A 13609-nucleotide genomic window follows, 5' to 3' on the forward strand; every position below is an offset into this window, starting at 1 on the left:
CCCCCCCCCCCCCCCCCCCCGCCGGCCCCCCGCGGCGGGCGGGGGGGGGGTTTTTTATAACACAAAAAAAATCAGTCCCCGCCGCGCGGGGGGGGCCCCCCCCCCCCCCCCCCCCCCCTCCGCTATGACCGCTGCAGACCAATTTGGACACAACATTGGAGATCTGTGCCCATGACCACTGGCAAACCCGCTTCCCTTTCCATCGACGTCCCCTGGGGGACGGACGCAATCCGGGTAACCAACATCTCGCCCCACCTCCCTGCCGACTCGACGGACAGCCATGGCGAGGTGGTGACCGCAGCAGGCCGGGCCAATCCGAGCACCTGGCTGCCGGACACTTCATGGGGAGCCATAGCGCGTGCAACAACTCGCCCCGACGCATTGGCGGTTCAGCTCCGCCCGACGGCGGACGAGCCCTCGGGTCTCCTGATGATCGAAAACGTCGAAGGGGCGACACTGCGGTCGGTTGTCACCCGTGTCCTGCTGAGCGAACTGTTCCCCGGTCCACAGCCCCGTACTGGCATGGAGGTATCGGAGGTTCCCGACCCGCAGGTACACGGGATCATCCATGAGGGCCGTCCCGGTGCGATCGTGCAGTACCGCTACGAGAGCCTCGCCCACCTTCGAAACCACGTGTGGCAGACCATCCACGCGACGCTGTCACTGAACAGCTACGCGACTTCCATCCTCACACGCTCCGTCACCCGCAACCTGATCACCCATCCTGTCGAGATCGTCTTCGAGGACGGTACGGAGGCGATCCACCTTCTCGTCGTCCGTGACGGCATCACGCGACTCGCCAGCGCCTGGGCGGTCCTAGCCGGGCATGGGGCCGACCCCGCCTCGGTAGCCACCCTGGCCACCGAGGCACTGCTCGGCAGCCCTTCTGCGGCAGGGACGTCTACAGGCCCCGGTCTCGGACAGCGTCTGGCAACCAGCCGGGCTCAGTGGCGGCAGGAACTGCGGGAAGAATTCCAAGATGAGATGAAGGGGGCCACGCCCGGGCTTCGGGCCGCTCAGATTGCCCAGTCCTACGTCGTTCCGGCGCAGATCGCCGTCGGGGTCGAGGGGCACGAGGGCCGCGTGCTGTCTCCCGAGGACATTTTTGACGACGCCATTCGTTCAGTACTGGCTTCTGTACACGTCGAGTTCAAGCAGTGGGACGCGGCGGCCCAAAATGTCGAGGTCGTCACCCGAGCCCTGAAGCGGATCATCCAGCAAGGCGACCCGCGATGGAACACAGCCGAACTCCAGGCGGTCTACGGGCTTGCCGTCGGCCGCATCCCCGTGGCCGAGCTCCCACAGCTATTCGGAGGTAACCCGGCTCCTCCCGGGACCGCTCTCTGGCGTGCCATCTACCTGGTCAGCGCCCTGACGCGGCCGGATCTCCTGGAGCTTCTCAAGGACCAGGCCAAGGCCATCAAGGGCGGCCAGCGAATGAGCATGAAGGGGTTCGGCGAGCTGCTCGGTCCGATCATCGATCTGCCCTGGCGCGCGAAGAAGAAGCTCGTCACCAAGCAGGCCCGAAATGCATGGAACAACGGTGGTGTGCTGTCGAAGGACGTCACCGAGGGTTGGACTCCGCAACCCACTGACGATTTCACCGAGCTGATCGCATTGGCCATGAACGGCGACGATGACGCCCGACGCACCCTGGCTGTGGCCGGCGGTGTCGCGCTGATCGCCGACAAGCTCCTGACCAGGAATGTCGGCTCATCGCTAGGGGCCAAGAAGGAGAAGGGCGGCGTCCCTTTCCGGTCGGACGTGAACAAGGTCATCGAGGGACTCTCGCGGCCAACGAACGAACTTGGCCTGTGGACCCTCGCGCTCGCCGCCAATGCGTTCCGCAGTGACGACCTGCCACAGAACTCCGTGCCCAAGCAGAGCCTGACCGGCAAGGAGTCGACAACGTCCGCTGAGCCGCCTTACGTGCACTTCAGGGCCGATCTCGATGCCCCGGACCGCATCGCCCGCGACGCCAATGGTGTGCCGATCCCCCTTTACGAGTGGGATGTCGTCGCGGCCTCGGCCCCGGAGCGTGCGGCACAGGCTGTACCACAGCCACTGATCACTGGTCCGGTGACGGTTCTCGTTCCGGCCACCCCCTCTTCGGACGATGAGACTGCACGGGCCGACGGCGACGCCACTACCAGTGGCCCTACCGACGAGGAGTCCGTCACAACGACAGACCCGGTGGCGGAGCAGGGGGCCGAGGGCGCTTTGTCCACCATCCCCGCCCAGCCTCACCCCGCAGAAGGCGCTCCACTGCCTCCCAGCCAGCGCGCCGCCACACATCGGGAGGCCCTACACCTCGGAGTGCAGGGCGCCCGGGACGCCCTCGACCATTTGCATGCCCTTGAGCCGGAAGTTGGGGACCACACGCCGATCGTCCCGGTGGACCAGCTGGACGAGTTGCACAACCTGCTGGTCGGCATTCTGACTGACGTAGAGAACCTACGGCGCAGGACGGTAGAGGCTCGTGCCTCAGAGGGGGACATCTCGGAATGTGACGATTCCGAGGAGATGGTCTTGGGCTGACCAGCAAACGCTCGTAGCTCAAGTTTCCCCGCGACAGCAAAACGGGTAAGGATCGGTGCTGGGATCACACCGTCCCTGACTCGCAACCGAAGGAATCGAGCGCCCCCAAGTCCCCTCGGCGTGGTCAGGATCGCTGGGCGGTCCAGGCCCTTCGAGCGACGACGAAGCGCCTGTGCGCCTCTACCCCACGGGGTAGAGGCGCACAGCTGGTGCTATTCCAGGTCACGTGCTTGCCTGCGTGCGTACAGAAGGTCGCGGAGCACGCGCACCGATGACGTAGGACACATGGCCAGCCGCGAGTCGAGAGCTGCCTCCCACTGTCCGGACAGGCCGTGCATGAGCCGCTTTCGCATGCCCGGAGTGACGTGGGCGTAGCGCGCAGATACGGAGCCGTCGATATGGCCCATGCGCTGGTCCATGAGGACCTTCTCGGTACCGAGGTCTTCCATCACGGTTCTATGGGTGTGGCGCAGGCCGTGGGGTGTGAGGCCCTTGGCGATCGGGAGCCAGCAGGCGTCGGCCCGGTTGCCGGCGCCGCGCCCCCGCACTGGCACGCCGGGCCACGGCTCGCCGAGCAGGGGAACGGGGCGCGCTTCTTGCGGGGCCTTCTTCGGGTACCAGCCTGACACCGCCGGGGTGAACAGCCAGGTCCCGAAGCCGTTCCTGCGCCAGTGCGCCGCATGTTCCGCCACGACTCCGCCACGCACGAACCCGAGGTCGTTGACGGCCCTCTCCACCCGTGTGCGGGTGGCGTCGGCGACGCGGTCAGGGTGGTTGAGGACGTTGGACACCGTTCCCGTGGAGACCTCAGCCCGGCGTGCGACGTCGACGAGCTTCGCGCCCTGGTGCCCTCCGGTACGAGCCGCGCCTTGGCCACGGAAGACGTAGGTCCTGCCGTGGCAGGGGCAGGGCGTCGGCTTCGTGCGGGCGACGTGGTTGGCGACCAGGGCGGACAGCCAGTCCATCGAGTCGAGGGTGCGATAGCTGTCGTCCTTGGGCGGGCAGCGCACCATCTCACCCGAGTCGAGCTCGTACAGCTGCCACTCGACACGGACGGATCTGGCGCGGACGAACTCTGTCTCCAGGCCGACGACTTCGCCCCATCGCATGCCGGTGTATCCCTTGAGGACCACGGCGACGAACTCGTCGTCGCGGCCGGACAGCAGGGCTGCCCGTTCGGCGGTGAGCAGGACGCCGAGCGGATCGGTGACGACCTTCTCGGGGCCTCGGTCACGGGAGCGGCCCGCGCGCTTGCCCCGCCCACGTCGCCTGGTCGCCGGGTTCGACGTGATCAGACCTTCGTCGATCGCGTCCTCGAAGATCAGGTGGAACGTGGAGCGCCAGGTCTTCACGCTGGAGGCCGCGTACAGGGCCCTTTCTCTCTTCTCCCACCGGTCGACGTCCGAGCGCAGGATGCCGGCGAGCGCATGGTCCTCGAAGTCGGGGAGGAGGTGCTCCTCGATGTGGCGCTTGTAGTTCTGCATGGTCGAGGCGGCCAGGTCCTGGGCCTCGTACCAGCGGCTCGCGTACTCGCCGAACGTCTCCTGCCCCAGGGCGGGGTCGCGCCAGTCGCCGCGTCGGTACTTGTTCTCGGCCTCGCTCGCTGAGCGTTGGGCCTCGCCCTTGGTGGCGAACTTGATCGTCTTGCCTTGCTCGTCGACGACCGTGAGGTGCTTGCCGGGAGCGGTCTTATATCGGGCACGCCAGTAGCTTCCGCGCTTCTCCGCGAAACCCAAGTACGTTTCCTTCCTCTTCGGTGCGGCGTTCTACGCGGCGGTGTCGAATGCGGCTCGGTCGGATCGGCGCGGCGGCCTGGCGCGCAGGCGGCCGGAGGATGCACCCGACCCGGGGGCGCTGGAACGTCGGGCTGGGGCCGCCGCAAGCTGGGCACCGGGGGACGGTGGCCGCGCAGCGACGGTCGGTCGCTCTTCGTGGAGGCGGATGATCTCGGCGAGATGGGCGGCGGTGAAGCGGTAGGCACGACCCACTCGGGCGAAGGGGATCTGGCGACGGCGGGCGCGGTCCTTGACCCACCAGGCGGAGCAGCCGAGTACGGCGGCGACCTCGTCGGGGCGGTAGAGGCGGGCCGGTGCGACCTCGGCGCCTGTTTGCTCAGCCACGCGGGATCGCCTCCTTCGCGGTCCGGCGGCGGAAGGGCGACGAGGCAGGGGGAATGGCCTCTTGGCGCAAGGGGATTCCTTCTCTGGCGCGGTGGTGTGACCCGTGACGCGCCGGTTGATCGTTTGGTACGGGCGAGGTGATGTGAGCGGACGATGCTGGGTGTTGGCCCACCCGGACAGCGCTGCGAGGGCTTCGCTAACTCGTCTCGGCGAGCAGCGTGAGCGGCGAGACGTCGAGGGCGGCTGCGATGGCGACGAGGTCGTCGACGTCGCAGCGGCGCTGCCGGCATTCGATGCGGGACAGCATCGTGATGGTCATGGGGCGGCCGAGCGCGGTCACCCTTTCGGCCAGCTGGCGCTGAGCGAATCCGCGCGCTGCGCGGGATCGGGTAATGGCTTGGGCGGTCAGCACGCCGGCCGGACCAATTCCCAGGGGGATTTCAGGCATGCGTCTGTTGTAGCTCCGCATTGCCGGTTTGGGTAACCGGCGATCTGCTGCTATGTTCCACGTCTTTTTTGTCAGATCTGGGTCCCCTGGATCCCGCGAGCGACGCAACATAGACCGGAATCCGCCGCTGACCAAATCCCTATGCTCATCCGGGAGGCGCACCGCCTCCGACTGACCTGACGTGGGTCGTTGCATCACACGGTCACGTCAGACCGATCGCCAATGCAGGCAGACGGCGTTTCACCAGACGCCCCATTTGTGCCGCTTCTAGGTCAACCGCTAATTCGGGTCTACCGTTACAGGGAAGCCGCGCACGACGCGTTCGCCGAGAGCTGTTTGCTTTCTCGGCGGAATGCTGGACTTGTGCGGGGAGGGTGTGGCTGTCTTGGCCATGCACCCGGAACACCTTGCGACTCCGAGCACATGAAAACCCCCGGCGGGCCAAGGCCGGGGGTCAGGGAGTCCCTACCGATATCGCCCGTACCTGAACGATCAAGACGGTGGCGGTCACAACGCCACCGGGTGAGGAACCGTCTATGCCCCAACAAGCTACAGCCCTCGCGGCCGTAGTCGCATCCTCGTCGCCGAAGTCGCCTGCTCTGCCCACGAAGGCGGGGCGATAGGTATGGCGCGGATACGCACGATCAAGCCGGAAGCCTTCATCTCCGAGTCGCTCGCCGCGGTGAGCGTCCACGCCGAGCGGACCTTCTTCGGCCTCCTCACCCAGGCAGACGACCACGGCCGCTTCCGCGACCAGGCCGCTGTCATCGCCGGCGCCCTGTGGTCCCTCCGCCCCGAACACGGCCCCCTGGAGGTCGAGGACGACCTCACACAGCTCGACGGCGCCGGTCTGGTCTGCCGGTACGAGGGTGACGACGGCAAGCGCTACCTGCACATCGTCACCTGGGCCCGCCACCAGAAGATCAACCGACCGAGCGGCAGTCGCTGCCCGTCCTGCCCGCGTCATCAGGGAAGCCGGTCTACCGAGTCGGCCACACCTGTTCACGGTGTCCTCCGTGAACATGCCGTGAGCCCTCACCGTGGAGCACCTGAGGGGTCCGGTGAATGCAGCGAGCCGTCCGTGAACCGGGAAGTTGCAGGTCAGGGCAATTTCAGTGAGCCCTCACCACAACGCCGGGAGATGGCGGTGAGGGATCAGGTTCCGGATCTAGGACCTAGGATCCTGGATCTAGGATCACCTCCGGTGGGGAGCGCCAGCGCTCCCGCACCACCGACCGTCTCGGGGTCGATCTCGGCCAGGGACCTGGTCGGCGAGTACGTCGCCTCCTGCGAACACCGCCCGCCCAGCGACGTACTGGGCCGCCTCGGCAAGATGACCGGCAAACTGCTCGGCGAAGGCATCTCGGCCGAGCACATCCGCGCCGGGATGAGCCGCATGCGGGCCAAGGGCCTGTCCGCGAACCTGCTGCCGAGCCTGGTCAACGAGGCAATGAACACCCCTCCGGCAGCTGCAGCCCCGCACCGCGCGTGGACCAACCCGGCCTCCGCTGACGTCGAGGCGGCCTACGGAGGCCAGCTGTGACCACAGCCACCACCAGCCGAGAACCGCAGCGCATCAGCTCCCTGGCAGCCCGCCTCGACACGATCCTCACCGACCGGGGCATTGACGCGACCGCCGCCCCCGCCGAGGCGCCCTCGGAGCGGGTGACCGCACTGGAACTGGCCGAGGCACGCATCCCACCTCGCTACCGCGACGCCCTCGCCGGTCACGAGCAGGTTGCCGCCTGGGTTGACGAAGTGGCCCTCGCCGCGCGGCCCGGCCCGAGCGGCACCCGGGGCATCGCGCTCGGACCGTCCCTGCTGATCGCCGGCCCCACCGGCACCGGCAAGACGCACCAGGCGTACGGCGCGGTGCGATCGCTACTGACCGCCGGAGTGCGACTGCGGTGGGAAGCCGCCACTACGGCCGACTTGTACGCCCGCCTGCGCCCACGCGCCGGCCACGACGCCGAGCGAGACCTCGCCACTCTCAGCACCTGCCCGCTGCTGATCCTGGACGACCTCGGCGCGGCCAAGCAATCGGAGTGGACCGAGGAGATCACGTACCGGCTGATCAACCGCCGCTACACCGATCTACTCCCCACGCTCCTCACGACCAATCTGCCGACCGCCGCGCTGCGCGACGCCGTCGGCGACCGCGTCGCCTCCCGTCTCGCCGAGATGACCACGACCGTCGTCCTCACCGGCGCAGACCGCAGACGCCGGCCCCGCGCCTGACCGCACGGCGCCGACCCCCCTCACTCCTTGCCCACGCCGCCCGTCCGCGCCCACGCCTGCCCAAACGGCGCGGCGGGCCTCTCTGGAGAACCCCTGTATGACGCCACTCGCCCTGCCCGCATTCGGGCACTGGACCTCAACGTCTCTCACGCTTACCGCCCTCCTGGGCACTTGCACGATGCTGCTGGTCGGCTTCCTGATCTGTCGGCGCACTACCCGGAACCGCAGCAAGCACCAGCCCGGAACGCCTGCGGTCAGGGTCGCCGCACTCGCCGCACTCGGCTGTACCGCCTACAGTGCCGACACCAGCTGGCGGTTCGCCGCCGACTACCTGGACATGAGCGGTACCACCGAGCGCATCGCGATGTTCGCCGCGGCCGAACTCGCCCTCTTCGCCACGGCGCTGCTCGCGCGGCAGAACCTGCACGGGCCAAAGCAGGCACCCGGCCTGCCCGGAACCCTGACCTGGGTGATCACCGCTGTACAGGTGATCCCCGCGTACGCCGAGTCAGGCGTGGTCGGCGGCACAGTGCGAGCCTTCGTCAGCCCGATCATGGCCGCCCTGCTCTGGCATCAGGCCATGGGCGTCGAACTGCGCATCCGCACACCCGAGGGCGCTTCCCACAGCGTGCTCGCCCGGGTCGGGCGCGAAGCACGTGAGCGCCTTCTCTCCCGCCTCGGTATCGCCGCACGCGATCGTGATGCCGCGCAGATCACCCGCGACCGGGCCACCCGCAAGGCCGTCGCCCTGGCCTCTCATCTCGCGGAGCGAACTCAGAAGCAGCGCGCCGGCTGGCGAGGTCGGCGCACTTCACGACGGCTTTCACAGGCCATCGCCCAATCCGCGGTGGGCATCGACCAGCAGCAACGCGAAGTGCTGCTGCAGCAGCTTGCCGTCCGCCGTCACGCGGCAGCGCTGGCCACCATCGAACTCGCATCGCCTTGGACTGATTCCCCCTTGGATGGGGGCACGCCGCATCGCGGCGAGACAACGACGCTCCGGCGCGACCAGCCGAGTGCCGATCACGCCTTGCAGCGCGAGGAAGCCACGGAACACCCCACCTCCCGCCCTCCCTCCGAGCTGCTGCCTCCTCGATCCGTGCAGAACCGACTTCCCCTGCACGATTCGGCCCCCACTCGCGAGAACACCGAGCCGGCCCCCGAGGTCGACGTCCCCGCCGCGCAACGCTACGGGCGTCCTCCCGGCGCCGAAATGGAAGAACTGCTCGCGATCGGCCGCCGGGCTATCGCTACGCACGGAACAGCCACTCGCGCCGTGCTGCGGAACGCCATTCGCGCGGCCGAGCTCACCATCTCCGAAGACCGTCTCACCGAACTCAAGGCCCTCCTCGCCGCAGAGCCGGACGCCAAGAGCGGCATCCCGACGGGGGGGCCCGGAATACCGGGCCCCCCCCCCCCCCCCCCCCGGGGGCCGGGGGGGGGCCCCCCCGCCGCGAGGCCGCGGCCCCCCCCACACACCACCCCCCGCCCCCCCCCCCCCCCCCCCCCGCCCCCCCCGGCGGGGGGGGGCCCCCCGGGGGCCCCCCCCCCCCCCCCCCCCCCCCCCCGGACGCCCGCACGGGGGCCCGTGGACCAGCCACTCCGTCTGGTCCACGGCCCACCTCATTCGCACCGCTACGCCAGGCACGCACGGCCCTCCCCCGTGCTCTCCCACTCGAACCAGCGGGAGGCTGGGCTGCTGCCCGTTCGTCGGCCTGGTGCGCTCTCCCCTCCCCTACCAGGAGCTGATCTCCATACAGGATTCGTACCCCAACAGCCCCGTGCATCGGAACGCGACCCACCTCACGCCAACCCAAAGCGGAGCAAGTTGGAGGTTCGGACACTCCCCCGCAGGGGGAGTGTCCGAACCCAGCCCCGCCCCGGGGGTGGCGGGGTCCGACCAGCGCCAGGGGGCGCCGGACGGAAAGGCTGCGACCGGGGGCGGATCGCATCCGACTACGGCCGTCCGCAAGCGCCGCCCCAAGGGAAAATCGCGACCGCGCGACAAGAAGCAGCGTCCCGCCCAGAGCGTCCGCCTCAACGAACGCGAACACACAGTCATCCAGGCCGGCGCCGACGCCGTCGGCATGAGCGTCGCCGGGTTCCTCGCCCACTCCGCCTTGGCCGCCGCCCGCGACCAGACCCGCACCGCCGCAACCATCGCCGCCGACCAGGACATCCTCACCGAGCTCTTCGCCACCGGACGCAAGCTCGGCTGGGCCGGCAGCAACCTCAACCAGATGGCCAAGGCCCTCAACTCCGGCGGCGATATCGCCCGCATTGAGGAGACCCTCGCCGCCGTCCGCCACGCGGCCACCGCGACCAGGGCAGCCGTCGAGCGGATCAACAACCGGCAGAAAGACGAGACCGCTTGATCCCCCGCATCCACAAGCAAGGCAGCAGCACTTGCGGGCTGCTCAACTACCTCTACGGCAAAGGCACCCGCGAAGAGCACGTCGACCCGCACCTGGTCGCCTCCTTCGACTCCATGGCACCCGACCCCGGCCGCGACCCCTCCGCGACGAAAGAGGATCTCCAGCGGCTTCTCGACCAGCCACTGCACCTGCTCGACGAAGCCCAGCGACCCGACCAGCACGTGTGGCACTGCTCCGTACGCGCCGCAGGCACCGACCGCATTCTCAGCGACGAGGAGTGGGGCGACATCGCGCGACGCATCGTGGCCGCCACCGGCATCGACCCCGGCGGCGTGGACGACGCCGGATGCCGGTGGGCCGCCGTCCGCCACGCCGACGACCACATCCATATCATCGCCACCCTCGTACGCGAGGACGGCCGCCGCCCCGACCACCACCGCTCCGGCCAACGCGCACAGGCCGCTGCCCGCCTCATCGAAGCCGACTACGACCTGCACCGTGTCGCCCCCGGCGACGGCACTGCGGCCAAGCGCCCCACCAGCGCCGAGCGCCACAAGGCCGAACGCCAAGGGCAAGACCGCACGGCGAGGGAGAAGCTACGCGAGACCGTACGCACTGCCTCGGCCGGCGGTGCCTCCACGGATGAGTTCTTCGACCGTCTGGCCGCCGACGGTCTGCTGATCCGCAAGCGGATCGCACCGTCGGGCGACCTGCTCGGCTACAAGGTCGCACTGCCTGACGACCGCAACAAGGACGACGAGCCGGTCTTCTACGCCGGCTCCACACTCGCACCCGACCTGTCCCTGCCTCGCATACGCGAACGCTGGGCCCTTCACGCGGAGGCGGACACCGAGGGCGAGCGTGAACCGGTGCAGCCCGCTCTGCCACCGGTGACCCACCCCGCGTTCGCTCGGCGCCGGGCTGCGGCTGCCACCTGGCAGGCTCTGCTGATCATCGATCACGGTGACGACGGCATGGCAGCAGCGCAGATCGCCGCGGCGGGAGAAGTCCTGGACGCACTCGCCAAGACCTCTGCCGCCCACACCCGCGCTGAACTCCGGCAGGCTGCCAACGCGTTCGAGCGGGCCAGCCGCTCCCACATCCGTGCCGTACGCGGGCATGACCACGCCCTGCGACAGGCCGCCCACGATCTCGTCCACAGCGGCCCCGCCCTCGGCCGCGGCGAAGACGGAGCCACCACGGCAATGGTCATCGACATGGCCGTCTTCCTCGCGATCACTGCGGCCAACTGGCACGCCAGGAAGCACCACGGCCAGCAAGCCGCCGCGGCCCGACAAGCCGCCGAACACCTGCGCGCCGCCTACCAGGCCGCCGCAGCCCACCCCATCGACGCCCTGCGCCAGCGTGGCCAGCGTCTGACGCCGCGGATCCGTCAGCGGCACGCCGATCTCCTGCACCAGGTGCTGCCGGAGCTCGCCGACCGAATCCAGGCCGAACCCGGCTGGCCCGCCCTGTCTGCCACACTCGCCGACGCCCGGCAGGCCGGCCACGACCCGGCCGCACTGCTCGCCGAAGCCACCCACCGTCGCGAGCTCGACACCGCCGACTCCATCAGCGACGTCCTCGTCTGGCGCCTGCGCCGAAGCGCCCATCTGCCTGCCGCACCCGAAAGCCCTCCGGCGACGTCCGCCCGAGACAACCGACGCGCCTCGCCGTCAAACCCCGCCACACCACCGGCGGCCAGGGCAGCGAACCACTCCAGCTGTCGGCCCTGACCCGGAAAAGCGGGCGCAGCGTAGCCGACGATCGCCGGTTACTGCTGACACCGCATCCAGCACATGCGCCAGCCCGCCCCAGTAACTGTCCGCCAGACACAGAAGCTGCCGCTGCAGCGCGAAGCCGGGCCTCCCGAACGGGGGCCCGGCTTCATCGCGCGGGAGTACTGCTCAGCAGGCAGGGGCACACAGGAGCCGGTCCCGTGAGCTCTCCGGCAACACCCGGCGTAGAACCGGTGCGGTGGAGCTGAGCGAGGAGGTGAACGCGGCAACGAGGCCGTGCGGCACGCTGGAACTGAACGACGCAGCCCACAAGCACGGAGCACCCGCGCCGAGCTCGGCCCACGCCTGCCAACCTGCCACCCCCGGCACATCGCCCTCGACGATCAGGGCACAGGGATCGGCATCCTGGATGAGCGGTGGCAGCTCGCCAAGACCGAGGCGTGAGGTGAAGGTGGGATGCATCGCCGCCGCATGCGGTTGGTCAGCGTCGCGGAGCCAACCATGCGCGGACGCCGCATCGAGAACGGTCTCGGGACCGGCGGCCGCGTCGGTGGGCTCACCGCATACATCGAGCGCGAGAAGGAAGTCGGCGATGGCCTCGCCGGGGATGCCGGAGGTGAAGTAGGCGGACCAGTCCGCGAGCGACCTGCCCGCATCCGAGCGGGCAGAGATCTGCCACGCGATCGGCAGCCCACCGAGGTGAAACGGCTCGTCCGATAGCGTCCACTGAGCCCACCGACGGGCGTCGGGACTGATGTGCAGGACGGTGCTGCGCAGGACCTGCAGGTCCTCCAGCGACTCGTCGAGCTCACGTCGCCCGCGGACGGTTGTCAGGCTTGTCCAGCAGAAGCCGGCGAGAGTGTCCGCGACGACGTCGTAGAGACATCCGTCGTCGCCGGCCAGGTGCCGGGGGCCGACCCAGTACGCAGGCAGTGCGCCCTGGTTCGGGGTGGACGGGTTGAGCTGAGGGTTGGGATACAGGGCGCCTCCAAGGGCTGGGTACGGGGCTACTGACATCGTCTTGCTTCCGGGTAGTCGGCTGACGGGTTCGAATCGCCACCCGTCCATGAGCCAGGCGGCGCCGGGTCGGCTGACGCCGACTGCCCTGCCTACCGAGGAAGGGCGGTTTCCAGCACGCGCGTCACAGTGGCGGCGACGATGTCGGCCGGCGTCTCGGCGTCAAAGGAGATGCTGTAGCCAGGCACCTTCGTAGTACCGGTGACGGCGATCTTCCAGCCTTCGCCGTCACCCCCAGGGCGGCCGAGCGGAAACCAGCCCAAGTAGAACCGGCCGTCCTTCGAATTGACGTGGACGTCAGCACGGTCGTCCACAACCATGTGGAAATCCTCGGCAGAGAACTTATCCATCACGAGCGTGGGCTGGCCCGGGCCAAGCTGCCAGGTGCGCACTTTCAGGGACTCGACGGCGGTGGAGAAACCGGAGCTCGTGGATGCGAAGGTCACGGCGAATACCTCTCTGACCTGGGGTTCCGGAAGGTCGTCTACGTTGACATCCGTCTGCACTCTCTGGCCAGTCCTTCGCGATTCTTTCCTGTCTGCCCCCGGCGAACTTGCCCTTTGACAGTGACCCCAGTCGCTCCGTCATCCAACCCGGTCGAGGCCGACAACGCCGCTGGCGTCGCCCGCCGCAGATCAGCCGACCGTGTCAGTGCCCGGTCGCATACTGACGCCCATGCAGATATCGGCGTACACACTCAAACGAGCCTGGCACCAGGTGGCTGCGGGCTCCGACGTGCTCGACGACGCGATGCTCCCGCCCACCGGCACCTCACCCGACCAGTACGAGCAGCACGTGGGCGAGCGGCACGGTCGTCTCTTTTTGGTCCTGGACGAAGATGGCACGGTGCGCGGCCACATCGGGCCCTACCGGGAGGTCTTCGTCACACAGGACCTGGATCAGGTGCTGTACTTCGCCGCCGAGGACGCGGTCCGCGCACTCGCCGAGCACATCGCGGCCCGGGGGGGGGGGGGGGCGGGGCGGGGGCGCCCGTAGATGAGCGGCGGCCCCCGGGGGGGGGGGGGGGGGGAGGGGGGCGGCAACCCGGGCCGACAGGGGGGGGGGGGCCCCGGGGGGTGGCACAGGGGGTACCAACGGGGGCGGGGGTGGGAAGGCTAAGGGCGCCGGGAACGG

13 protein-coding genes are annotated in these 13609 nt (G+C 69.1%); 6 read left to right on the forward strand and 7 right to left on the reverse strand.

The window, feature by feature from the left end; translation table 11 throughout:
- Positions 1-171: 171 nt before the first annotated feature.
- The gene (locus tag JS521_RS00205) at positions 172-2538 is read left to right on the forward strand and encodes a hypothetical protein (protein ID WP_205080679.1); all 2367 of its coding nucleotides are present in this window, start codon (positions 172-174) and stop codon (positions 2536-2538) included.
- A gap of 212 nt (positions 2539-2750) precedes the next feature.
- On the opposite strand, the gene JS521_RS00210 is transcribed toward JS521_RS00205, so the two are convergent.
- The 3 genes from JS521_RS00210 to JS521_RS00220 form a co-directional block, all read right to left on the reverse strand.
- Positions 2751-4274 carry a LacI family DNA-binding transcriptional regulator gene (locus JS521_RS00210; RefSeq protein WP_205080680.1) on the reverse strand — a complete coding sequence of 508 codons (1524 nt, stop codon included), beginning with the start codon at positions 4272-4274 and terminating at the stop codon, positions 2751-2753.
- A gap of 30 nt (positions 4275-4304) precedes the next feature.
- On the reverse strand, positions 4305-4658 hold the full coding sequence (locus JS521_RS00215; protein WP_205080681.1) for a helix-turn-helix domain-containing protein: 354 nt from the start codon (positions 4656-4658) through the stop codon (positions 4305-4307).
- 196 nt (positions 4659-4854) lie between these two features.
- Positions 4855-5106, reverse strand: coding sequence for a helix-turn-helix domain-containing protein (locus JS521_RS00220; RefSeq protein ID WP_032791520.1), 252 nt, complete (start codon positions 5104-5106; stop codon positions 4855-4857).
- A 625-nt stretch (positions 5107-5731) separates the two neighbouring features.
- Here JS521_RS00220 and JS521_RS00225 point away from each other — a divergent pair.
- Both JS521_RS00225 and JS521_RS00230 read left to right on the forward strand, forming a co-directional pair.
- Positions 5732-6649: a hypothetical protein gene (locus JS521_RS00225; RefSeq protein WP_205080682.1), complete on the forward strand. Its 918-nt coding sequence runs from the start codon at positions 5732-5734 to the stop codon at positions 6647-6649.
- Positions 6646-7344, forward strand: a complete 699-nt coding sequence (locus JS521_RS00230; RefSeq protein ID WP_185299961.1) for an ATP-binding protein — start codon at positions 6646-6648, stop codon at positions 7342-7344. Before JS521_RS00225 ends, JS521_RS00230 begins: the two co-directional genes overlap by 4 nt.
- Positions 7345-7852: 508 nt before the next feature.
- On the opposite strand, the gene JS521_RS37420 is transcribed toward JS521_RS00230, so the two are convergent.
- Both JS521_RS37420 and JS521_RS37425 read right to left on the reverse strand, forming a co-directional pair.
- On the reverse strand, positions 7853-8104 hold the full coding sequence (locus JS521_RS37420) for a hypothetical protein (protein WP_205080683.1): 252 nt from the start codon (positions 8102-8104) through the stop codon (positions 7853-7855).
- 63 nt (positions 8105-8167) lie between these two features.
- Positions 8168-8401 carry a hypothetical protein gene (locus JS521_RS37425; protein WP_205080684.1) on the reverse strand — a complete coding sequence of 78 codons (234 nt, stop codon included), beginning with the start codon at positions 8399-8401 and terminating at the stop codon, positions 8168-8170.
- A gap of 802 nt (positions 8402-9203) precedes the next feature.
- Between JS521_RS37425 and JS521_RS00245 the strand changes: the two genes are divergently transcribed.
- Positions 9204-9719, forward strand: a complete 516-nt coding sequence (locus tag JS521_RS00245; protein WP_307847717.1) for a plasmid mobilization protein — start codon at positions 9204-9206, stop codon at positions 9717-9719.
- Positions 9716-11455 carry a relaxase/mobilization nuclease domain-containing protein gene (locus tag JS521_RS00250; protein WP_205080685.1) on the forward strand — a complete coding sequence of 580 codons (1740 nt, stop codon included), beginning with the start codon at positions 9716-9718 and terminating at the stop codon, positions 11453-11455. The genes JS521_RS00245 and JS521_RS00250 overlap by 4 nt, the downstream gene beginning before the upstream one ends.
- A 171-nt stretch (positions 11456-11626) precedes the next feature.
- Here JS521_RS00250 and JS521_RS00255 read toward each other — a convergent pair whose 3' ends face one another.
- A complete protein-coding gene (locus JS521_RS00255; protein WP_205080686.1) occupies positions 11627-12475 on the reverse strand; it encodes an SPDY domain-containing protein in 849 nt (282 codons plus the stop codon).
- 92 nt (positions 12476-12567) lie between these two features.
- Positions 12568-12921 (reverse strand): SPDY domain-containing protein, encoded by a 354-nt coding sequence (locus JS521_RS00260; protein ID WP_205080687.1) that lies wholly within the window; start codon positions 12919-12921, stop codon positions 12568-12570.
- Between the two features lie 229 nt (positions 12922-13150).
- Here JS521_RS00260 and JS521_RS00265 point away from each other — a divergent pair, with 229 nt between their 5' ends.
- Entirely contained in the window at positions 13151-13471 is a 321-nt protein-coding gene (locus JS521_RS00265) for a hypothetical protein (RefSeq protein ID WP_205080688.1), read from the forward strand.
- The last annotated feature ends 138 nt before the right edge of the window (positions 13472-13609 follow it).

Origin of the sequence: Streptomyces durocortorensis (genome assembly GCF_016901035.1) — a bacterium.
GTDB lineage: Bacteria > Actinomycetota > Actinomycetes > Streptomycetales > Streptomycetaceae > Streptomyces > Streptomyces durocortorensis.